Below are 21,592 nucleotides of genomic sequence, written 5' to 3' on the forward strand. Positions count from 1 at the left end.
GAAAACCTCTTACTGACTTAACGAAAATCCCTACCCTCAATGTTTCCCTAAATTTTAATTAGATTGAAACCAAATTATCTTAAAGACACAGGGGCTATTTGTCAAAAAATCGAATATCCCGCATCTTTAATTTTCAGACTCAAAAGAAATGGCAGATACGGCGCTGATTGAAAAAGCAAAAAAGATTTTCGAGAATTTTCTGATCAAAAAAGGAAGCCGAAAAACCCCGGAGCGTTTTTCAGTAATCGATGAATTGTACCTGCTTCCACAAGATGAGCACATCGATGTGGAGGGACTTTTTCTCAAAATGCGAAATAAAGGCTACACGATCAGCCGGGCGACCATTTACAATACCTTGGATTTGTTGGTAGAAAGCGGTTTGGCCGTTAAGCATCAGTTCAAAGACAAGGTGGCCTTGTATGAGCAGGCGCTCACTTACAAGCATCATGATCACCATGTTTGCAATCAGTGCCGAAAAATCCGGGAATTTTCAGATCCCAAAATCAATGAGATCAAGGAAATGATCGGCAAGGAATTTCAATCGTCCATTACCTCGCATTCCCTCGTATTATATGGGGATTGTCAAATTGAAAATTGCGAGAATCTCACGCAGCTCTAAGACTTTTTGAAAAAGCGTCGGTAGATGGGCTTTCGGTAGAGAAATTGCCCCCAAAGTGCAGGATAGAGTAGAATTGTTAAGAGTCCGTTGGGTCCTTCAAACTCGATTTCATCCCGAATAATGCTGCCCTTTTCCGCAGCGATTACGCGATGCTTGTGTGTCCATTTTTTGAGGAAAAAAGGAAGCCGGGTTCCCTGATCGATGAAATAAAACTCTCGCTCATCCGTATGATCCTCGGTAATATCGCTTACCCATTTTTGCTTGAAAAAGATAAAATTCAGTTCCAAAGCCACTTGATCCCCTTTTTTCGAACCATCAAATCGCAATAATTTCACCGGAGGAAAAGGGGGGCTCAGTTTTTTGAAAAGCGCTTCATGAAACCCTTCCTTGACGGTCAGGTAGTCTTGTTCTACATGGGTTTCGAGGATGAGTTTCATTTTTTACAAACTGATTACAAATAATAAAAAAAGGACTAACCAAATCCCATCCATGAATTGCCAATAAACCGTGAAAAGGCGGAGGCGCATTTTTTCAAAGGGATTGGTAAAGAGGATGAGTCGTTGAATCTGATCGTTTTGGCGTTTCCTCAATTGAACCCATAGAATCATGGCAAAAACCATGGCACCCAACAGATGGAAAATATGGATTCCTGAAAGAAGATATAGAAAACTACCGCTGGGTATTCCTTTAAAATCGATACCCATGGCCTGTAATTCCATCCATCCGGAAACTTGGAGTGAGGTAAAGATGATGCCCAAGAGGAGGGTTGTTCCCAACGCTCGGGTGACTTTTTCTGCGTTTTCCTCTTGGTAAAAGATGCGCATTTTGGTTGCTGTATAGCCACTGGAAACCAACAAGAAGGTCGAAATCAAAAAGGAAACAGGGATTTTTTTATTCAATCCACTGAGCTGATCCAAGCCTGAAAAAAGAAAGGCTACCACGAGAAAGAGAAAGATCAAACCACTTCCAATCATTCCCAGATAGAGGAGCGTCTCGTAGGGGTGCAGGGATTCGATCCGCTGGAACCAAGTTTTTTGTTGGGAAGTTTGATTCATTGTGAGGAAAACAATTTAAAGCGGCTTAGGTTCAGGACTTGGGATATTTCAGGCAAAATCTAAGCTGAAAAATTGAAATCGCCGTAAATTGCGCCCCCAACTAAAAATCCACTGTCTTGGATAGAGCATCCTTCCTTTCCATTTATCATTCGGATCCCTTTCTGCGAACGTTCACGGAAAAGCTTGCCCAAAGTGCGCTTGGGAATTTCCAAATAAAAGGACTTTCCGGCAGTTTGGATATGGTCGTTTTTGCCACCATTTTTCAGCGGATAGGAGGATTCCATCTGATTATTGCGCAGGATAAGGAAGAAGCCGCCTATTTAAATACGGATCTGCAGAACCTGTTGGGAAAAGAAGAATACCTGGTTTTTCCTTCCAGTTTCAAAAAGCCTTATCACTATGAGGAAGTGGACAATGCCAATGTGCTGCTGCGTTCCGAGATTCTAAATCAGGTATTGAATGAGGAAGAGAAAGCTCAAATTCTGATCACCTATCCTGAGGCCTTGTATGAAAAGGTCATCAACAAGCGCTCACTCCAGGAAAATACCTTTCAGGCTAGGGTCGGCGAGCAAGTGGATATGGAGTTTGTATCAGAGCTCCTGCATAGCTATGATTTTGAGCGGACTGATTTTGTGTATGAACCCGGACAATTTGCCATTCGGGGTGGGATTTTAGATGTATTTTCTTTTTCCAATGAGCACCCCTATCGGTTGGAATTATTTGGGAAAGAGATTGAAAGTATCCGGACCTTTGATCCGGAATCGCAGTTGTCCATCGCCGAGGTGGAGCTGATTTCCCTGATTCCAAATACTCAAACCAAGTTACTTCAGGAATTTCGCCAGTCCTTTTTGGCCTTTTTACCAGAATCAACTACCCTGTGGATCAAGGATTACCAGCTTACCGCAGATGTGATGGGGGAATGTTTTCACAAAGCGGAAATGGCCTTTGATCAAATTCTGGCGAAGACCAATCAGACAAAGACCTTGCTGCAACCTGCTGATCTTTTTGAGACCTCGGAGGATTTTATCCGTTTGGTTAAAGGCTTCAAGATTGTCGAGTTTGGAAAGCAATTCTATCTTAAAGGAAGTACCGAATTAGCTTGGGATTCCAAACCCCAGCCTTCATTCAATAAGAATTTTGACCTATTGGTAAGCACCTTGGCGGAAAATGAAAAGCAGGGCTTTACCAATTTGATTACAGGGGAAAATGCCAAGCAGATTGATCGGCTCATCGGGATTTTTGCCGAATTGGATCCCACCTTGCAGGTACAGACGATGTTGATGGGCCTTCGGGAAGGATTTGAAGATCGGCAGAACAAGTTGATTTGTTATACCGATCATCAGTTGTTTGAGCGTTTTCATCGCTATCGATCCCGTAAGAAGGCCAGCAAATCCAAAGCCCTTACCCTAAAGGAACTGAAAGCTTTACATCCCGGGGACTATGTGGTCCATGTGGATTATGGGGTAGGACGTTTTGCCGGCTTGGAGAAGGTAGAAGTTGGTGGAAAAATGCAGGAGGCCGTCCGTTTGGTGTTTCGGGATGATGATCTTTTGTACGTCAACATTCACTCCCTGCATAAGATTTCCAAATATTCCGGACAGGAAGGCCAAATGCCTACCATGTCCAAATTGGGATCTCCGGAGTGGGAAAATAAGAAGAAAAAGGCCAAGAAACAGGTCAAGGACATCGCTAAGGACCTGATTGCACTTTACGCGAAACGCAGATCCGCACAGGGTTTTGCTTACTCAAATGATTCTGTGATGCAAGTCGAGTTGGAGAGTTCTTTTATATATGAAGACACTCCAGATCAGGCGGCAGCAACAAGCGATGTGAAGGCTGATATGGAAAAAACCTATCCTATGGATAGACTGGTCTGCGGGGATGTGGGATTTGGTAAAACGGAAGTAGCCATTCGAGCTGCCTTCAAAGCGGTCAATGATGGAAAACAGGTAGCTGTCTTGGTGCCTACCACCATTTTGGCGATGCAGCATTTTCAAACCTTTAAGGAGCGGCTTTCGGGATTCCCGGTGACGGTTGATTACATTAACCGATTCCGAACTGCAAAAGAGGTGAAGCAGATCGTGGAGGAGGTAAAATCCGGTAAGATTGATATCCTAATCGGAACACATAAGATTGTTAATAAAAGCCTTGAATTCAAGGATTTGGGCTTGTTAATCATTGATGAGGAGCAGAAGTTTGGGGTCCGGGTAAAGGACCAATTGAAAAACCTACGGGTGAATGTGGATGTGCTGACCTTGACGGCCACGCCGATTCCGAGAACCCTCCATTTTTCCTTGATGGGTGCAAGGGATCTTTCTGTAATTTCTACTCCTCCCCCAAATCGCCAGCCCGTAACAACAGAGGTACAGACCTTTCAGGAAGAAGTGATTCGGGATGCAGTAGCATACGAACTCCGACGTGGAGGGCAAGTGTTCTTCGTTCACAATCGGGTTGGGGAGATTGACAGCATTGCTAGCCTGATCAAAAAGCTGGTTCCGGATGCACGTGTCGTAGGGGCCCATGGTCAGATGGATGGAAAGAAGCTGGAAAAAATTATGGTCGATTTTATTGAGCATGAATACGATGTGCTTGTTTCCACGAATATCATTGAATCCGGACTGGACATCCCGAACGCCAATACCATTATCATCAATCGCGCACACATGTTCGGCTTGAGTGACTTGCACCAAATGCGTGGTCGGGTAGGCCGAAGTAATAAAAAGGCCTTTTGCTATCTGTTGACGCCACCGATGTCAGGCTTGACTCCCGAATCCAGGAAGCGATTACAAACTTTGGAGGAGTTTTCAGATCTGGGAGATGGATTCAAGGTGGCGATGCGGGATTTGGATATTCGGGGAGCGGGAAATTTACTAGGCGCTGAACAAAGCGGGTTCATTACTGACCTGGGTTTTGAGATGTATCATAAAATCCTGGATGAAGCCGTGCAGGAGTTGAAGGAAAATGAATTTGCTGCTTTGTTTGAAGTGGATTTGAAGGAGAAGGTGAAAGTACTGGTACAGGATTGTACGGTGGAAACGGATCTCGAATTGTTGATTCCGGAGGATTATGTGGCCAATATCAGCGAGCGCTTGAGTTTATATTCCAAGTTGGATTCCATCAAAGACGAAGAAGAACTGGGACAGTTTGCCCAAATGCTGGATGATCGCTTTGGGCCGGTACCTCCGGTCGTTCAGGATTTGATGGAAACTGTAAGATTACGATGGAAAGCGGAGAAGTTGGGTATTGAAAAACTGGTATTGAAAAATGGGCAGATGAAATGTTACCTCCTGCCTTCAGACCGAGCTGATTTTTACTCCTCTCCTATCTTCCAGAAAATCATGGCATTTGCTCAAATAAACTCCCGTTATTTTAAAATAAAAGAATACAAGAATCGTTTGATTTTAACCATTTCACATGTTTCAAGCATTTCTGAAGGCCAAAAATGGCTCAAAGACATGCTAGAAAGTTAATTTTACAAAAATTTAACTGGCATAAATATTGCAGTTTCGCACTGGAATTTTGCAGATACTTTGTGATTTGGGCAAATTTGGCAAAAATCAATGATTTTAGGCGGTTGGCGATAATTGCAAGTCCATCCGAATGAACCTATATTAGCAAATCAAATTGGGCATAAAAACCTCTTTTCATATGAATTCGAGTAGAAAATCTTGGGGATTATGGGCTACAGCTCTACTAATTGTAGGTGGCTCTATCCTTTCTTCTTGTAACAAAACTCCAGGCTATGGCCGGAGAACTGCTGCAAAACCTGGTAAGCGAAGTGCTACCACCGGAGCGGAGTTTTCCTTTGATGAGCAGGACACCACGCAATTTTTTGTGGCTAGAAATGCTGAACAGATTCCTGGTCCAAACTTGAAATTTATTCAAGGCGGTCGTGCTGTTTTAGGTTCTCAGGAAGAGGATATCATGGCCTTCCGTGACAACTTGGAGCGAACAGTGACGGTTGCGAATTTCTACATGGACGAGACAGAAATTACCAATAATGACTATCGGGAATTCCTGTTTGACATGAAGAAAAAAGTTAGTGCAGACTCTTTATTGAATCTCGAGCCTAGAGAAGACGTATGGGGTGGTGCTTTGTCGTTCAATGACATGTACCAGTCCTATTATTTCCGATTCCCTGGTTTCAATTTTTATCCGGTTGCAGGGGTTTCTTGGAAGCAAGCTAATATTTATGCCAAGTGGCGTACTGATTATGTTCAGGAATTGATCAGAAAAGAAAGAGAATTGGATTCCACTTTTACCAAAGCCCAATTGATTGAAAGAGGTGTAGCCATGGCCGATTTCCGACTTCCATCTGAAGCAGAATGGGAATACGCAGCTAAGGCGATGATTGGAACCCAATATTTAGATGAAAATCAAGAGTACGGACGAATCTATCCTTGGGATGGCCGTGGTGTTCGTAATCCATACAACGTGAAGCGTAAAGGTAAGCAAGGTGACTTCTTGGCTAACTTTAAGCGAGGACGAGGTGACTACGGAGGTATTTCCGGAAATCAGCGAAATGACGGTGAGATCCTACCAACCAATGTATATGATATGGCGCCGAATGACTTTGGCTTGTATCACATGGCTGGTAATATGAACGAATGGGTTTATGATGTATACCGTCCTTTGACTTATCAGGATGCGGATGATTTGAACCCACTTCGAAAAGACGGATATGGTGACGAGGCAGAAAACTATGAAGTTTCCATGATCACCGACGAAATGCGTGTTTACAAGGGAGGAAGCTGGAGAGACGTAACCTACTGGTTGGCTCCGGGTACTCGAAGATTCATGCATCAAGATTCCGCAACCAATCATATTGGATTCCGATGTGCAATGATTTCTATCGGAGAAAAAGGAAAATAATAAAGGTTAAATCAATAAAAGAAGGCTAGCTGAATATTCGGCTAGCCTTTTTTGTTTGGGTTGATTTTATTATTACTCTACTGCTTTAACGTTCACTTCAATATTTCCACGTGTTGCTTTAGAATAAGGGCAAACTTCATGTGCAGCTTCGACTAATTTTTGGGCGTGCTCCAAAGATTCTGCCTGTGGAATTTTTACTTCTATATCCACTGCCAAACCAAAGCTATTAGGGCCGTAATTTCCAAGATGAACTTTGGCTTTGATTTCGGAATTCCGAAGGCTGGTTTTGCCTGCAACAGCACCTAATGCGCCACCGAAACAAGTAGCATAAGCAGCTGCAAAAAATTGTTCCGGATTGGTCTTTTCTCCGTCACCCCCAATTTCCTTGGGCATGGATACTTCAAAATCCAATTTTCCATCGTCCGTTCGAACATGTCCTTTTCGGCCACCGGTATTGATGGCTACTGCTGTGTAGTCGATGTTTAGTTTTTCCATATTAGTCAAGTGATTTTAATTGGGATAACAAGTCCGAGAGGGAACTGTTTAGCTTGGTCAACTTAGAATCTGATAAAAGCTCTAACCCTTCTGAAAACTCTCCTAAAATTGACTCAACTTTTGTCTGAAGTGATTTCCCTGGATAGGTGAGTTCAACTTTTACTTTCCGTTCGTCTTCTTCACTTCGAATTCGCCGGAGGTAGTTTTGGGCTTCTAGTTTTTTCAACAAAGGGGTAAGCGTCCCGGAGTCCAATTCCAACTTCTGGCCAATTTGGTTGACATATTGGCCATCCTCTTCCCAGAGTACCGACAGGGTTAAATATTGGGTGTAAGTAAGTCCAAAATCCTGAAGTTTGGCCTGGATTTGCTGGATGAGTAGGCGAGAATTGCTGTAGAGCAAATAGCTGAGTTTTTGTAAGGAATCCATTGAATTTCAATTTGACTCAATTTAATTGAAAAAATTTATTTTTCGGGATTTTCTGCCTCCAGCTAAAGCTGGGGAATGGGGAAGAAAAACAAAAATGATATTAACCGAATGCGTTTTTAGGCTAAAGCCAATGAGAAAAATAGATTCTCTAGGGAGGAGCTAAAGCACCCTCCCTATTGAAAGATTGGAAATAAAACTTTGGATAAAAGCATTAGGAGTATTAACAACTCTAAAATTCAATTTGTATAATCACTTGCCTCCATCTTTAGCTGGAGGAATTAGAATTGAAAAAGTAAGATTGGCTTTAGCCAAATGATTCTCTTTTTTAGGCTAAAGACACATAAAAAGAACTTCTTTTTTAAGGAGGGGCTGAAGCGCCCTCCCTATTGATGTATTGGGAAATCCAATGGGAGAGACTAGATAGATTTAGGATTTATTGATAACAAAATTTTATTACTGAATCATTTGCCTCCAGCTTTAGCTGGAGAATATAGAATTCAAAAGCCAAAAATTGGCTTTACCCAAACACTTCAATTCTTTGTGCCAGGAGATAAAATGGGAGGCTTTCTGTGTTTAGTCCCTTGCTCATAAGAATAGGTCAGCCGAATTAAGGTAGGCTCAGCATACATCCTTCCCAAAAATTGAATTCCTGCAGGTAAATTTCCACTTACAAATCCCATCGGAATCGTAAAAGCAGGTTGGCCGGTATGTGGAGCAATGATTTGGCTGTTGTCTCCTCGGTATTCCTCCTGAAAATTCTCGATTCGGGCCGGCTTGTGATTCCAAGAAGGATAGACGATTGCATCTAATTGCAAGGAGTCCATGACATGTTCAATGGCTTCGCGAAAGGCAATTCTTCTAGGATCCTCATAAGCATTACCGCATGCTTCTCCTTCAAGTCCCCATCTTCCTGAATTATCTTTCATCATTTCCAATCGATCTTGGGCGAATTGAGAATTTGAGCCGATTCGAATAATATCCTCCAGAGTTTGAATCGTGTCATTTTTCACATATTCTGCCAAGAATGCTTCCAAATCCTCCCGAAAGGTAGCACACCATTGATTCTGTCTAAGCGTTGAAAAATCGGGAATAGTCACGGGATCGATGACGGTTGCACCAAGGGTTTGAAGATCCACCAAAGACTGTTCAAATAATGCTTTCACTTCAGGATCTAGGTCCTGCATAATTTCACGAAGTACCCCAATTCGAGCGCCTTGCAAGCCGTTTGGATCCAAGGATTGTTGGTAACTGGTTTGAGCTTTCCCATCGGAATACTGCGTAAGCGGATCATTAGGATCTATTCCTGCCATTACCTCCATTACTCGGGTAGCATCTTCCACGGTCCGGCACATAGGCCCTACCACGTCATTTCGTAGATACAAGGGCACAATTCCCGTTCGACTGATCAGACCCAAAGTGGTTCGAAATCCTACCAAGGCATTGTGGGAGGAAGGACCTCGAATGGAATTTCCCGTATCGGTTCCCAAACCCACCGTTCCGAAATTTGCTGCGACCGCGGCTCCTGTGCCTCCACTGGAGCCAGCAGGTACATAATCCAAATTGTATGGATTATGGGTGGTGCCATGGGTAGAACTTTCGGAATGCATGGGGGAAAATGCCCATTCGGCCATATTGGATTTTGCGAGAACAATTGCGCCCGCTTCTACTAATTTGGAAATAATGGGAGAATCCTTTTCCGGAATAAAGTCATTTAAGGCTAAAGCTCCAGCAGTTGTAAGAAGTCCTGCCGTATTGATATTGTCCTTGACGATGATGGGAATGCCATGAAGCGGTCTCAGTTTTCCACTTTGCTCAAATTCCTGATCGAGCTCTTTAGCCTTTGCAATCGCATCTGGATTGATGACAGTAATAGAATTAATTGGTCCATCAAAGGCGGCAATTCGATCTAGATAAGCCTTTGTTAAGTCCTCTGCTGAAAAAGTCCCATTTTGAAAGGCCTCATGAATTTCTGAAATGGTCAATTCTTCCAGTGAAATAGGAGCTTTTTCCTCGGCTTTTTGGCACCCGAAAATTCCAAAAATAAAAAGGTATAAAAACGCGTGAAATTTGTTCATAGTTGAATTTTGGATGTATCGATTCAAACCAACAAGAAGATGTTTTCACCGAATTTAAGCGATTTTAAATCAAATTGTAGCTGACATCTTTCTCTTTAAACCAATCAATAGAATCACGCAAGTAGCAATCATTGCTATCGAAAGTGAAATCAATGAAAATCCGATTATTCCTTCAACAATTGGTGAACTTTCATCGGTTGGAGCCATTATTCCCAGCATTTTTCCTCCATTGAAAATTGCGGACAATAGGATTCCAAACCAATTCATAAAGGTTCCATAAATCGCCAACCAAAAAGTGATCTTCAGCCACTTTTCCGAAACGAGGATTTTATCCCAAATCAGCCCCAAGATGATTAGGAACATTCCATTCAAAATTCCTTCAATATGACTGGAAACCCCCATTCTTGGATTGGCAAAAAGAGGAGCCATTAAACCTACGACTAGACCTAGAAGAAAAAGGAAAACGCCCCAATAGATAAGTCTATTGGATTGAATTTTTAATAATAAAGACTTTTCCATGGATTATAGGGGTTAGAAATAAAAAGAGAGCCTTAATTATAAAAGGCTCTCTATCGGAATTTGAAAACCTGATTTTTAACTATAAGGAATTCCTACTAGCGTAGGGAAATCCCATTTTGATACGTGTAATGCAATTTGGTATTGGCTTCAAAATCATCCCCAAAATGCTGCAAAATCGGATCCCACTTGAGTGGCCGGTTCAATTCCTTAGCAATGTTTCCAATCGTACAAGAAGTACAGGTGCTATGACCAATTTCTACAGGTACGATAGGATCCTTCCGTCGCTGAATGGATTCGATGAAGTCGATGTAATGTTGGGAATAATTGAAATTTTCATCGTTTTTTTCAAGGCTGATTTCTGGAAGAGAGCTTTCGAAATTTCCTCGCGAAACCTTGATCCATCCTTTTTCTCCCATGAATTTCACTCCCTGACGGCCCTCATCGAAGGAAGTAATTTTCATCGGGATACCATCGGCAAAACGATAGGTGAGCGGAGCATCACCCATAGGAGGAATGACTTCAACGGGACCTTTTCGGTCCTGATTCAAACCCCATTGAGCAACGTCAACCATATGGGCACCCCAGTCAGTCATTAGTCCGCCGCCAGTTTCTTTAAACCATCGCCAAGCGGCCCAAAGCTTCTCATTTTCTACTGGATCCAATGAAATGGGGGGATTTAAGTTAGGGTGGTAAGGTAAATCAGGTAGGGGACCCAACCATGCCTTCCAATCAAGCCCTGTAGGAACTGCTTCAGGAGTTAAGTCAAATGGTTTTGGGAATGGGTTATCTCCCACATGTACAAGCACCTCTTGAATTTTACCAATGCTTCCTTTTTGGACGTGAGCAACGGCTGTTTGAAAATTGACTGCGGAACGCTGCATGCTCCCTACTGCGAGTACGGTTCCATTTTCACGGACAGCTTTCACCAGTTGCTGTCCCTCATAAACCGTAAAAGTCAGTGGTTTTTCCAGATAGATGTCCTTCTTGGCCTTGCAGGCGTCTATGGCGATTTTGGCATGCCAATGATCAGGTGTTGCAATCACAACGGCATCTACCTCCGAACTGGCCAATAGATCTCGATAGTCGTCATATACTTTTAAACTGAGCGGTTGAGTACCTCGCTGTGCATATGCAGCTCGGACTCGCTGTTCGAATCGCGTTCGTTTAATTTCATACACATCTGCTCCAGCGGTGACTTCCACCTCTGGGAGTTGCATAAAACGATTTAGCAAGCCCATGGCTTGTCGGCCTACACCGATGAAGCCGAGTCGGACTGTTTTGCCAAAAGATGTACGCTTGGTTTTGGCAAAGGAAAACTCAGGAGCAATTGTCAATCCTGCCCCTGCAAGGGCGCTGGTTAAGAAAAATTTTCTTCTGGAAATAGCCATAGCTTATTGGTTTTTTGGGTTGAAAACATTGGAATTTAAGTATTTCGAAGAATTTTTTGACTATTTTTTGATAAAAGGCATTCTTCTAAGTGAAATATGAAAATGTCCAATGGGGGGTTGAACTATTTGAGGTTTTTCTAACTTAGGGATTCAGATTTAGGTCCCTTATGACGATTCAGCAGCTCGAATATTTGATTGCCGTGGATAAGCACCGGCACTTTGGCCATGCGGCCGAATCCTGTTTTGTAACACAACCCACCCTTAGTGCCCAATTGAGTAAGTTGGAACGGGAACTGGGTGTAATTCTTTTTGATCGGAGCAAGATGCCTGTTATCCCGACTGAAATTGGAGTTCAGGTAATCGCCCAAGCCAAGCGGGTGGTTTCGGAAAGCAAGGGTATTTACGAATTGGTCGCCCAGTTGAAGGGGGATATTTCAGGTACTATCAAACTGGGCATTATCCCAACCCTAGCTCCTTACTTGTTACACCTTTTTGTCCGGGGATTTTTGGAAAAGTACCCCAATGTCAAGCTAGAAGTTCAGGAGATGGTGACTGAAGAGGTAGTGCGGCGATTGAAAAATGATGAGTTGGACTTGGGGATTATTGTGACACCTTTGGATGAACCAGGTATTTTGGAAAAACCCATGTTTTACGAAAAGTTCTATGCCTACCTGTCAAAAGATCATCCACTTTTAGAGAAAAAGGAAATAACAGCTGATGAAATCAAGTCCAATGAATTATGGATTTTGCAGCAAGGACACTGTTTCCGGGATCAAGTGATAAATTTCTGTGATCAGACTGCAAGTGGACCGGAGAATTTTCATTACGAAAGTGGGTCTTTGGAAGGCCTTCGGAATATGGTAAATCGCTACAAAGGCGTGACCTTACTTCCAGAATTGGCAACGCATGATCTTTCTGGAGAAGAAAAAGCCAGGCTTCGTCCCTTTAAGGGAGCAGCTCCCATCCGGGAGGTAAGTATCATTTTGAATCGAAGTTTTTTGAAGCAAAAATTGGTAGAGCTGCTATTTAATGAGATTTCAGCCGCTATCCCTGAAGAAATGACTTCCAAGGCGCATGGGAAAATTGTGCGCTTCAAATAAGCTATTGCTTCTTTAAAATATAACGGTCCGCCAAATCCCCTTCGATGCGATTTCCATTCTCATCGAGGTGCCATAGCTGGTTTTCTCCTACCTGATATTTTCCGGGTGCTCCTTCCATTTCCAGAAGAGTTATCATGGAACCTGTCTCATCCCATTGGAAAGGGGCGGAAATTTCAAAACCTTGACTCCCTTTCCTAAATAAGTGGCTTTATAGAGGTAGTTGCCATCCAAGTTTAGGGTAAGTTCCGTTTCGATTCCCTCACAGTCAGCACAGGGAAGGGTTCCCTTGTAGGTTCCGTTCCAGTCTAGGGCATTTTGAGAAGTATCCCCAATTGGAATCTGGTTTTTAATCGTATCATCCCTTTCTATTTCGATAGTCTTGGTGATTTCTTCAGTAATTTCCACCGTTTTTTTCTCCTCTTTTTGGCACGAAAGCAAAATAAATGCGGGAAGGATAAATAAGTAGCTGAGTTTTTTCATAATCCCAATTTAAAAATTTACGGTCCCCTGAACTACTCGAGTACTGACTACTCCAAAGACTTTGATATCGATTTTTGCCAGCGTTTTTTCCTGAAGCCGCTGGTTTTCCAAAAGATCAGCGGTTGCCGCTTCTTCATTTCCAAGTTGCCGATTGATCTGGGACCGAAGCTCCAGATAGGTTGGTTCAAAAGGCTTTTGAGTCACCAGGCGATCTGCAATTTTTAGAGCTTTTTCAGGTTTTCCTTTGTAAATGTATTTCGTGGCCGCTTCAATCGCCTCATCAGGAGTATTGGCATCAATCATTTCAAAATTGAAGATCAATTGATAGGTTTCATCCCGATTTCGATCCCCCAGCATTTCCGGTTTCCAAAGTTCCAAGGCATTCTCCAAGGCTGTCTCAGCGGATTTTTGCATTTCCTTGTATTTGGTCTCAGCAATTTCATAGGAAGAGATATTGCCCTCCTCGTCAAAATTGATATCCAAGATGATGAATCCACTTTTTCTTGCCCTTAGATCGGCAGTGGGATACCGGGTATGAGATGCCAGAACTTTTTCCCAAACTTTCAACGCACCATTGGAAGCTTGGGCTTCTTGAGCCAAGACAGGGGAGGAAAAGATAAAAGAAGCAGTGAAAATAAGAATCAGAAGTCTGATAGGACGCATTTTAGGTTAACTCAATGTTGTACTAACAATATAATTTTTTCCAAAAAATAAGTAAAAAACTAAACACCAAATTGAGTCAAATGATGATCGAGATGTTTGTAGAATAAATTATTCCATTCCTTTGCCGTCATTGTCCCGAAGGAAGGAGATTCTTTTCCTTCGAAATAGGAGGTCCCCAGTTCTTGGGTTTTTTTGATGTAGTCAATTAATTTTTTCTTTTCTTTCTCAAAATCCCTGCGGTCCGCGATGATAAAAACAGGAGCCGTTCGGGCATTTTTTGGATAAGGCTTTTCATTGACTACTCCGGATTTCACAAAGGTTTTGAGTAAAAACCGCATCACTGCATTAGGTTTGGGATGCTTATCAGTGTAGGCCATTTCATAAGCCATAGCACAATGGGCTAGCATTTGATCCACACTCATTTTCCCCCAAATGGGTTGCGAATCGGGCTTGAGGGACTCAATTCGGGCTATAAGTTCATCGGTGACAGGCTTTTCAAAAATATTTTTCATGGGCTGGTGATTTTGGGTTTTTTAATTGTTTTTTCCAAATGGAAAGAATTAGATGAAGTTGTAGATTTATTTTTCCTTTCCAAAAAAGCCCTCCTTGTAAAAAATTCTAGGCAGTCCCTTATGGATTTGTATTTTTGCCGGCAAACTATTCCAATTATGACGCTTTTTCAATCGATCATCATTGCCATTATTGAAGGACTGACGGAGTTTTTGCCAATTTCCTCTACCGGGCACATGATTTTGGCATCTACCGCCATGGGCATTCATGATGATGAATTTGTGAAAACCTTTGAGGTCTTTATTCAGCTAGGGGCCATTTTAGCCATTGCCCTGATGTACATCAAACGATTTTTCCGGGGCCTGAAAATTTATTTCAAACTTTTGGCAGCATTCATTCCTACTGCTATCGTTGGATTGCTGGCCTATGACATCATCAAGGGGTATTTATTCAATCCCGTGGTGGTTTCGGTTTCGTTGATTTTAGGGGGTGTGATTTTGATTTTGATTGACAAAAAGGTGGTTAACCAAACATCTCATCTTTCGGAAGTGGAAGATATTTCCTACAAAAACGCCTTTTTCATCGGGCTATTTCAATGCCTGTCTATGGTACCTGGCACTTCCCGGGCTGCTGCCACGATCATTGGTGGAGTATTTAATGGGTTGGATAAAAAACAGGCCACTGAGTTTTCTTTTTTATTGGCGGTACCTACCATGATGGCTGCTGGTGGTTATGACTTAATCAAGTCAGATTTGGCATTTACCCAAGAGCAAATCATTCTTTTGGCGATTGGTTCAGGTGTGGCCTTTATTTCCGCTTGGATTGCTGTAAAGCTTTTTATCCGTTACGTTTCCAATCATGGATTTACCGCATTTGGCTGGTATCGAATTGTCCTGGGGATTCTTTTCCTTGCCTTGATGTGGGGAACGGATTTAGGTTGATTGCAAAATACAATTAACAAAAAACTGTCACTTTTGTAAAACTAATATTGCAAAACAAAACCCTCCTCAGCTCATGCCGGGGAGGGTTTCTACTTTTTATCTTCTGCCTCTTTTATTTAGACCGATCGATTTGATTTCGGTTTTTCACATATTTCTCCAGCCAGGTATCCATTTCATACAAAGTATGCAGGATGGATTCTTGTGCCGCATAGCCATGGCTTTCATGCGGTAGGAATACCAATCTTGCGGTAGCTCCATGACCTTTTAAGGCATTGTAATAACGTTCCGACTGAATTGGGAAGGTTCCGGAATTATTATCCGCTTGTCCATGAATCAAGAGAATCGGAGTTTTCACTTTGTGTGCAAACGAGAATGGAGACATGTTGAAATACACCTCCGGTGCCTGCCAATAGGTACGTTGTTCATACTGGAATCCGAATGGAGTCAAGGTCCGGTTGTAGGCACCACTTCGGGCAATGCCCGCAGCAAATAAATCCGTGTGCGAAAGCAAATTGGCCGTCATAAAGGCACCGTAAGAATGCCCACCTACAGCAATTCGATTGCGATCACCGATTCCTAAGCTGACGATGTGATCAATCGCTGCTTCAGCATTTGCTACCAATTGCTCGATGAAGAAATCATTAGGTTCCTGATCACCTTCACCTACAATGGGCATCTCGGTTTGATCCATGATAGCATAGCCTTGTGTCACCCAATAGATCGGAGAGCCCCAGCTCAATCGGGTAAAGCGATATTTAGAACCTCTTACTTGAGCCGCGATTTCAGCAGATTTGTACTCCCGTGGATATGCCCACATCAAAACAGGCAGCGGACCATCAGTTGCCGGATTATATCCTTCTGGCGTGTAAATTACTGCAGAAAGATCCAAGCCATCGTTTCGCTTGTATTTAACCAATTGCTTATTGATTCCTTTGAGACCCTCATAAGGATGGGCGAAATCCGTGATTTGCATTGGTGCAATTCGCTTTTTGGTATTGACCATCCAGTAATTTGGCTGAATATCTGTACTTTCTTTTAGCGTGATAAATTCCGTAGCATCTTCACCGACTACTTTTACTACTCGCTCGTAGTAAGGGGCCTGTGATCTCCAAAGTATTTTTTGCTCCTTGGTTTTTACATTGAAAGTAGAAAGGAAAGGCATGCTTCCTTCTGGGCTTCCTCCTTCGGAAGTCATAAACAGCAAATCCCCTTTTCTTTTCAACACATTTTTACCAAACTCATTGGTCTCGTAAATAGGGTCCCCCGGATCATTGTAAATGTCATCGTAAGAGCGATCGATGATGACTTGTTTCCCTTGGGAAGGATTGGAAGGATTGATGACAGAGCGGATTTCTCGTCGGGCACCAAACCAGCGCTCATTTAAAATTGCGAAATCATCGGTAGACCAAGCTATTCCACCAAAACGCAGGGATGTGGTTGCCAATTTTTGATTTTCACCTGTGAAAGGGGCTGCGAGTGTATAGACAATCTCTCGATTTTCCATTTTTACTTTTCCATCGCCACCATCTTGGGCTTCTACCCAGTAGAGAACAGCACCTTTATCTGCTCGCCAGTTGATGCTTCTGGGACCAGTGACAGTTGCATCGAAACCAGTAGGCCTTACCTCATCCAAAGGAATCTGGGCAAAAGTTTTCACTTTTTGACCGGTACTGGACCAGATTTCCACATCATATGGGAATCTACCCGCAGGAACTAAGTAAGAGAAAGGTTTTTTGATAATATCCACCAAGATGTATTTTCCATCCGGAGAAAGGTCAAAGGATTTGATCATGGCAGTAGGGCCTACTGCTTTTTTGGTACCATCCAGACTGATCATCATCAGCTGAGAGTCCATGAAATAAGCGAATAATTGCTCATCATATGGGTTTTTCAACAAATCCTGATAGGTTCGACTAGGTGCAGCATCTCCTGATGTTTCCTGTACAATCGGACCAGCAGGTGCTGATGGCGCCTGAGGCATGCTTCCTCGGGATGGATTGACCGCCTTGATCAAAATCTGATTATCCGGAGTCCAGGTCATCACATTGCCATAGACATCATTAAGGATAGCATCGGTCAATTTTTTCGCTTCAAATGTGTTTAAGTCCACCACCCACAAGCTGATTCCATTGGACTCGGTGTGGGTAAAAGCCAGGTATTTTTCATCATTGGAAAGGGCAATATCTCCAATGGAGGTATTTGCAGGTAGGTTTTTGATCTGGATTTCTTCTCCGGATCGGGTCATCCGAACTTTCAGGTTTTCGATTCCTCGAATTCGGCTAGGTCCGGAGGTAGCAGGATTAATTCGCATGCCTGCGATCCGCAACTCAGGTTGGGAAAGGGTTTCGATCGATGGATTGTCTGCCCGCTCTAGGAGCAGCATCCAATCTGCATTTTCTGAAAACACCACGGAAGGTGTACTCGGTGCATTTACCAAATCCGCAATGGCTTTGGGAGGGGTTTGGTAAGTGATTTGGGCCTGAAGTCCTGAAAAGACTCCCCAAACCAATAAAATAAGTAGGGAAAGCTTTTTTAATTGTGGGCTCATATAGATTTAGTTTTTTAGAAAAATACTATAATTCACCTTGCTCGATCCGGAAAACTCCGTGTATGGTTAACGGAATGTTTAAAGGGATAGAAAGCGTATTTTATCTGATTGTTTAACCAAATGAAACTTGGGAATATGTTTAATCCCGACCTAGTTCACTTTTAATCAGCTTTTCAGAATATCCGATTGATTTTGACACCTCTTCTATACTACTTCCTGAATCCAGGAGTTGTTTTGCCTGCTTCAATTTTACCTTTTTTAGGAATTTACCTGGGGTAATGCCCATTTTTTTGAAGTTGCGGTTGAGTTGAACGGTATTGGTATCCAAGGCAGTGGCTAGACCCTCAACGGTGAGTATTTTCTCTTGAATCACCCTCTGTTCCAAATCTTTTAAATTCCATTCTTCAGCTCCGGATTTTCTAAGGTTCAAGACCCGTTCTTTTTTCTTTTTCATGTAAAATAGGTACCCTCCAACAGAAATGAAAACCAAAATAAAAGCACCAACTATCCACATGGATTTTCGCTCATTTTTCGATACTTGGAGCGTATTTAATATATTAGGCAAGTAGGATTTTTCAATTTCATAGGTGTTTAATGTATAGAGACCATCCACTGCCCCTGCATAGAGCATTTCACTCTGAAGAAGAAGTGCTTCCCTGTTAAATTCCACATTGGGGATGATGATAACAGGGTCTGGAAAATCAGGCGTTAAGACGTAAAGCCCATTTTCAGTAGCTATCCACAAGTTGTTAAAATCGTCCAATGTGCTCATGACAGCAAAGGGGGTGTCAGCCAGTTTCTTCGGTTCATTTTCCTCGTCTTTCCATTCAAAAACCCCCGAATCTGAACTTAAAATGAGTCTGTCCCCAACAGGATAAATATCTTTGACTTTTGCAGGGAGAACGGCTAATGTATCGATCCGATTCCCATCCCATTTCAGACAGACACCCTGAAATGTTGAGAATACTAAACCATCCTGAAATTCTTCCAAATCTAGATATTCTAGTCCTTGGTGAATGGGTTGGAGTTCAAAACCAGGAAGAACTTTTGAGACAGCCTGAGTATGCAGCGTGTAAAGATCTTCTCCTGAAGAAATGATCTTTCTGGCTTTTCCTGAAAAGCGGCTTGTTCCGTTTGGAATTAAAAAAACGGAATCAGGTGGGAAGAAAAGACTGATTTCATCCCAAGCAAAGTAATACTTGCCACCTATTTTAGATAAAGGCCCGTTGGAGTAAAGTATCTCCTTTAACCGAATGGTATCATTTACGTAAATCCCCGAATAAGTAGAAATTACTTTTAAACTGTCCTCCAGAAAGATGTCCCGAATGGACCTATTGTGATAGGTTTTGGTGTAGTGATCCCGAATTTCATATTCGAATAATTCACTGCCGCTTGCTACAAAAAACCTGGATCCTACTCTCGCCGCAGTTGCTATAAATTTACCCCGCTGCGGGACAAGTTCCTTGATAGGATAAATATCAAAAAGCTCCGAATTGGGAATAAAATCGGACTCATAAAAATTGTCTTTAAAGAAAACGTAAGGTTTTGAGAATTGCTGTTCGAAAGGAATCCAATTATCACCTTCTAATTGAAATAATTGCCCTGTAGTTTTTACAAAAACCCGCCCCTCGGCATCAAATACATTTTGTACCGGGCTAATAAACTGATGTTTATTGACAAAGAGAGTATCTTGAGAAAATGCAGAATTCCAAAGTAACAAAAAGCTTAAAAGAGTAAGAAGAAGCCTCATTTCATTGTTTATAACAGTTAAAAATAACGAGATTAACAAAAAAAACAGTCATTGTAATATTTTTTGAAATTAAAAAATCATGTTATCGATTCGGAATGCCGAAATTTTCAATCGATAATTTTAAAAACCTTTTAACATGAAAAAATTATGGATTTTGACTGCTGCTCTATTTGTGATGGCAGTGGGTGCTCAGGCTCAAACCCAAGTGAAGCCGGGAATTGGATTAAATTTCACCAATATTAGTGGTGAGGGAACAGACGCCAAAGGACAAGCAGGCTGGCAAGTTGGTGCTAGCGTGGCCTTCGGAGAGAAGTTTTATTTTGAACCTGGAGTATTTTATCAAACCAATTCTTTTGAATTCACAACTGCAAATGGTGGGCCTGTAACGGACCTCACCTACAGTGGTCTCCGGATTCCAGTAGCAGTAGGTTTGGATGTATTGGGAAATGCAGATTCTTTCGCTGGGCTTCGGGTTTTTGGTGGAGCATCCGGATTTCTGGTAACTGGAACCAGTAGTGAATTCTTCGACAAAGATGAAATCGAGTCTCCGCAATGGGGTGTTTTCGCAGGTGCTGGTTTGGATATTGCCCTATTTTATATAGACTTCTCCTATCAGTGGTCTTTATCAAATGTGCAAAAGGATATTGATCAGATCGACATCGGTAAATCAAAAGGCATTTTTCTTACAGCAGGTTTGAGGTTCTAATCTTTTGGATAAAACAATCGAGTTCGTAATAGTAACCACTAACCTGAAGGGAACCTGAATTTTCAGGTTCCCTTTAATACCATTCCCTTTAATACCATATGAAAAACTACCCTATAAATTTAATTTTTATTTTCCTTCTTTTTTGGGGATGTAAGCCTTCTGAATCATTAGAGGATTTAGCGGATGAGCTCGAAATCATCTCTGAAGAGCCAGGTGATTCTCAGGAAACTCAAACATTCACAGAAGAAGACCAGAAAAATATTCAGCGACTGATCCAATTGACACTTGGTGATCTGTTCCAAGAAGAGCTGGCTGGTGATTTTTTGGATTCCCTCGACAGAAGATACATGTATGATCAGGTAGACCTGAATGCTGATGGAAATAAAGAAATTTTGGTAGGTCTTGCCGGACCTTATTTCTGTGGATCAGGAGGTTGTACTCTCCTTTTGCTCACTAATCATGGTGATGTAATCACTCGATTTTCCGTAGTCAAATACCCAGTATTTATAGATCAAGAATCTACCAATGGATGGAAGAATTTGATCCTATACAGTGGTAGCGAAAATAGATTAGTAACCTTCGATGGACAAACCTATCCTTCGAATCCTTCTACTCTGGAAGTTTATGGCTCTTCTATAGATGAATTATCAAAAATTCTTGAATGGGAAAGCAATAATATCTTCAGCTTTTAAATCGGCCTATAGATTTTTTTCTTCTTTCACAATCAACACACCCTTTCCGAGCATTTTTAGACCTAGGATATCCTGTAGGCCTTTGTATATATTTTTCATTAGAATGGAAAACCGATCATTTTCCGTGATTTTCCATTACCTTAAGATTATCACTTCCCAATCCCCTCACTATGAAAATCGTTCTTGCTTCCCTATGCCTCTTGTTCTTTTCTTATTCCCTTTCCGCTCAAAGACTTAAACCTAGTTGGGGATTAAATTTTTCCAATGTCAGTTCATCAGAGGATGTCTTAAATGGAAAAAGCGGATGGCAGGTAGGTCTTGGTGTTGAGTTTGGGGGCGAGAAAATGTATGTGGAGCCAGGGATTTTTTATACAAGTAAAAATCTAGAGTTCAATCAAGGCTCTTCACCAAACATACAAGTTGAGTTTCCTGAATTAAAAGGAATTAGAATCCCCCTAAATCTTGGGATGTATCTTGTTGGAAACTCAGAATCTTCGGTAGCATGGCGGGCATTCGGTGGACCTTCAGTCTTCTTCCTTCTTGATCAAAAAGATTTTGGCGATGAACTTCAATCGACCAATTGGGGAGTATTTGCCGGCACTGGATTAAATATTTCTTTCCTGTTTATTGATTTGTCCTATGAATGGTCTGTGACTAATATTTCAACTCAATTTGCAAGTATAGATTTTGGCAGGACGAATGGTTTTTTTGCCAATGCTGGCTTTCGCCTTAAGCTTTAGAAGGACCTTTTT

At 42.0% G+C, this 21,592-nt stretch carries 19 protein-coding genes and 1 pseudogene; 8 read left to right on the plus strand and 12 right to left on the minus strand.

Annotated elements, in window-relative coordinates:
• Positions 1-148 precede the first annotated feature (148 nt).
• Complete coding sequence (locus HWE15_RS09340; RefSeq protein WP_290507256.1) at positions 149-619, plus strand: Fur family transcriptional regulator; 471 nt, start codon at positions 149-151, stop codon at positions 617-619.
• Here the strand turns inward: HWE15_RS09340 and HWE15_RS09345 are convergent.
• Both HWE15_RS09345 and HWE15_RS09350 read right to left on the minus strand, forming a co-directional pair.
• Positions 616-1,056, minus strand: coding sequence for a hypothetical protein (locus HWE15_RS09345; protein WP_290507257.1), 441 nt, complete (start codon positions 1,054-1,056; stop codon positions 616-618). The genes HWE15_RS09340 and HWE15_RS09345 overlap by 4 nt on opposite strands.
• Before the next feature lie 3 nt (positions 1,057-1,059).
• Positions 1,060-1,674 carry a cytochrome c oxidase subunit 3 gene (locus tag HWE15_RS09350; protein ID WP_290507258.1) on the minus strand — a complete coding sequence of 205 codons (615 nt, stop codon included), beginning with the start codon at positions 1,672-1,674 and terminating at the stop codon, positions 1,060-1,062.
• Positions 1,675-1,790: 116 nt separating this feature from the next.
• On the opposite strand from HWE15_RS09350, the gene mfd reads away from it, so the two are divergent.
• Positions 1,791-5,144 (plus strand): transcription-repair coupling factor, encoded by a 3,354-nt coding sequence (mfd, locus tag HWE15_RS09355; RefSeq protein ID WP_290507259.1) that lies wholly within the window; start codon positions 1,791-1,793, stop codon positions 5,142-5,144.
• Positions 5,145-5,322: 178 nt separating this feature from the next.
• The gene (gene gldJ, locus HWE15_RS09360) at positions 5,323-6,546 is read left to right on the plus strand and encodes a gliding motility lipoprotein GldJ (RefSeq protein ID WP_290507260.1); all 1,224 of its coding nucleotides are present in this window, start codon (positions 5,323-5,325) and stop codon (positions 6,544-6,546) included.
• Positions 6,547-6,618: 72 nt separating this feature from the next.
• Here gldJ and HWE15_RS09365 read toward each other — a convergent pair whose 3' ends face one another.
• From HWE15_RS09365 to HWE15_RS09385, 5 genes are all read right to left on the minus strand, one after another.
• Positions 6,619-7,041 carry an organic hydroperoxide resistance protein gene (locus HWE15_RS09365; RefSeq protein WP_290507261.1) on the minus strand — a complete coding sequence of 141 codons (423 nt, stop codon included), beginning with the start codon at positions 7,039-7,041 and terminating at the stop codon, positions 6,619-6,621.
• 1 nt (position 7,042) lies between these two features.
• On the minus strand, positions 7,043-7,468 hold the full coding sequence (locus tag HWE15_RS09370; RefSeq protein WP_290507262.1) for a MarR family winged helix-turn-helix transcriptional regulator: 426 nt from the start codon (positions 7,466-7,468) through the stop codon (positions 7,043-7,045).
• A gap of 530 nt (positions 7,469-7,998) precedes the next feature.
• Complete coding sequence (locus tag HWE15_RS09375; protein WP_290507263.1) at positions 7,999-9,543, minus strand: amidase; 1,545 nt, start codon at positions 9,541-9,543, stop codon at positions 7,999-8,001.
• Between the two features lie 69 nt (positions 9,544-9,612).
• Entirely contained in the window at positions 9,613-10,062 is a 450-nt protein-coding gene (locus HWE15_RS09380) for a hydrogenase (RefSeq protein ID WP_290507264.1), read from the minus strand.
• Positions 10,063-10,157: 95 nt separating this feature from the next.
• Positions 10,158-11,450, minus strand: coding sequence for a Gfo/Idh/MocA family oxidoreductase (locus tag HWE15_RS09385; RefSeq protein ID WP_290507265.1), 1,293 nt, complete (start codon positions 11,448-11,450; stop codon positions 10,158-10,160).
• Positions 11,451-11,617: 167 nt separating this feature from the next.
• Here HWE15_RS09385 and HWE15_RS09390 point away from each other — a divergent pair, with 167 nt between their 5' ends.
• Positions 11,618-12,550, plus strand: coding sequence for a hydrogen peroxide-inducible genes activator (locus tag HWE15_RS09390; protein WP_290507266.1), 933 nt, complete (start codon positions 11,618-11,620; stop codon positions 12,548-12,550).
• Between the two features lies 1 nt (position 12,551).
• Here the strand turns inward: HWE15_RS09390 and HWE15_RS09395 are convergent.
• From HWE15_RS09395 to HWE15_RS09405, 3 genes and pseudogenes are all read right to left on the minus strand, one after another.
• Positions 12,552-13,030, minus strand: a pseudogene (locus HWE15_RS09395) (copper resistance protein NlpE).
• 9 nt (positions 13,031-13,039) lie between these two features.
• Positions 13,040-13,693, minus strand: coding sequence for an energy transducer TonB (locus tag HWE15_RS09400; RefSeq protein WP_290507267.1), 654 nt, complete (start codon positions 13,691-13,693; stop codon positions 13,040-13,042).
• 59 nt (positions 13,694-13,752) lie between these two features.
• Positions 13,753-14,205, minus strand: coding sequence for a DUF1569 domain-containing protein (locus tag HWE15_RS09405; protein WP_290507268.1), 453 nt, complete (start codon positions 14,203-14,205; stop codon positions 13,753-13,755).
• A 156-nt stretch (positions 14,206-14,361) separates the two neighbouring features.
• Between HWE15_RS09405 and HWE15_RS09410 the strand changes: the two genes are divergently transcribed.
• Positions 14,362-15,144, plus strand: coding sequence for an undecaprenyl-diphosphate phosphatase (locus HWE15_RS09410; RefSeq protein ID WP_290507269.1), 783 nt, complete (start codon positions 14,362-14,364; stop codon positions 15,142-15,144).
• 112 nt (positions 15,145-15,256) lie between these two features.
• On the opposite strand, the gene HWE15_RS09415 is transcribed toward HWE15_RS09410, so the two are convergent.
• Positions 15,257-17,692, minus strand: coding sequence for a prolyl oligopeptidase family serine peptidase (locus HWE15_RS09415; protein WP_290507270.1), 2,436 nt, complete (start codon positions 17,690-17,692; stop codon positions 15,257-15,259).
• A gap of 139 nt (positions 17,693-17,831) precedes the next feature.
• Complete coding sequence (locus HWE15_RS09420) at positions 17,832-19,442, minus strand: AraC family transcriptional regulator (protein ID WP_290507271.1); 1,611 nt, start codon at positions 19,440-19,442, stop codon at positions 17,832-17,834.
• 136 nt (positions 19,443-19,578) lie between these two features.
• On the opposite strand from HWE15_RS09420, the gene HWE15_RS09425 reads away from it, so the two are divergent.
• From HWE15_RS09425 to HWE15_RS09435, 3 genes are all read left to right on the plus strand, one after another.
• A complete protein-coding gene (locus HWE15_RS09425; protein WP_290507272.1) occupies positions 19,579-20,148 on the plus strand; it encodes an outer membrane beta-barrel protein in 570 nt (189 codons plus the stop codon).
• Positions 20,149-20,246: 98 nt separating this feature from the next.
• Complete coding sequence (locus HWE15_RS09430; RefSeq protein ID WP_290507273.1) at positions 20,247-20,840, plus strand: hypothetical protein; 594 nt, start codon at positions 20,247-20,249, stop codon at positions 20,838-20,840.
• A gap of 170 nt (positions 20,841-21,010) precedes the next feature.
• Positions 21,011-21,580 carry an outer membrane beta-barrel protein gene (locus HWE15_RS09435; RefSeq protein ID WP_290507274.1) on the plus strand — a complete coding sequence of 190 codons (570 nt, stop codon included), beginning with the start codon at positions 21,011-21,013 and terminating at the stop codon, positions 21,578-21,580.
• Positions 21,581-21,592: the final 12 nt, after the last annotated feature.

Source organism: Algoriphagus sp. (assembly GCF_013373065.1).
In the GTDB taxonomy this organism is placed as follows: Bacteria; Bacteroidota; Bacteroidia; order Cytophagales; family Cyclobacteriaceae; genus Algoriphagus.

Bases quoted from the DNA above. Each gene is read 5' to 3' on its own strand.
- HWE15_RS09380 (WP_290507264.1), bottom strand. From the start codon at position 10,062: ATGGAAAAGTCTTTATTATTAAAAATTCAATCCAATAGACTTATCTAT.
- HWE15_RS09390 (WP_290507266.1), top strand. From the start codon at position 11,618: ATGACGATTCAGCAGCTCGAATATTTGATTGCCGTGGATAAGCACCGG.
- HWE15_RS09405 (WP_290507268.1), bottom strand. From the start codon at position 14,205: ATGAAAAATATTTTTGAAAAGCCTGTCACCGATGAACTTATAGCCCGA.
- HWE15_RS09430 (WP_290507273.1), top strand. From the start codon at position 20,247: ATGAAAAACTACCCTATAAATTTAATTTTTATTTTCCTTCTTTTTTGG.
- HWE15_RS09385 (WP_290507265.1), bottom strand. From the start codon at position 11,450: ATGGCTATTTCCAGAAGAAAATTTTTCTTAACCAGCGCCCTTGCAGGG.
- HWE15_RS09370 (WP_290507262.1), bottom strand. From the start codon at position 7,468: ATGGATTCCTTACAAAAACTCAGCTATTTGCTCTACAGCAATTCTCGC.
- HWE15_RS09415 (WP_290507270.1), bottom strand. From the start codon at position 17,692: ATGAGCCCACAATTAAAAAAGCTTTCCCTACTTATTTTATTGGTTTGG.
- HWE15_RS09345 (WP_290507257.1), bottom strand. From the start codon at position 1,056: ATGAAACTCATCCTCGAAACCCATGTAGAACAAGACTACCTGACCGTC.
- HWE15_RS09435 (WP_290507274.1), top strand. From the start codon at position 21,011: ATGAAAATCGTTCTTGCTTCCCTATGCCTCTTGTTCTTTTCTTATTCC.
- HWE15_RS09410 (WP_290507269.1), top strand. From the start codon at position 14,362: ATGACGCTTTTTCAATCGATCATCATTGCCATTATTGAAGGACTGACG.
- HWE15_RS09425 (WP_290507272.1), top strand. From the start codon at position 19,579: ATGAAAAAATTATGGATTTTGACTGCTGCTCTATTTGTGATGGCAGTG.
- HWE15_RS09400 (WP_290507267.1), bottom strand. From the start codon at position 13,693: ATGCGTCCTATCAGACTTCTGATTCTTATTTTCACTGCTTCTTTTATC.
- HWE15_RS09420 (WP_290507271.1), bottom strand. From the start codon at position 19,442: ATGAGGCTTCTTCTTACTCTTTTAAGCTTTTTGTTACTTTGGAATTCT.
- HWE15_RS09365 (WP_290507261.1), bottom strand. From the start codon at position 7,041: ATGGAAAAACTAAACATCGACTACACAGCAGTAGCCATCAATACCGGT.
- HWE15_RS09375 (WP_290507263.1), bottom strand. From the start codon at position 9,543: ATGAACAAATTTCACGCGTTTTTATACCTTTTTATTTTTGGAATTTTC.
- HWE15_RS09350 (WP_290507258.1), bottom strand. From the start codon at position 1,674: ATGAATCAAACTTCCCAACAAAAAACTTGGTTCCAGCGGATCGAATCC.
- HWE15_RS09340 (WP_290507256.1), top strand. From the start codon at position 149: ATGGCAGATACGGCGCTGATTGAAAAAGCAAAAAAGATTTTCGAGAAT.
- gldJ (WP_290507260.1), top strand. From the start codon at position 5,323: ATGAATTCGAGTAGAAAATCTTGGGGATTATGGGCTACAGCTCTACTA.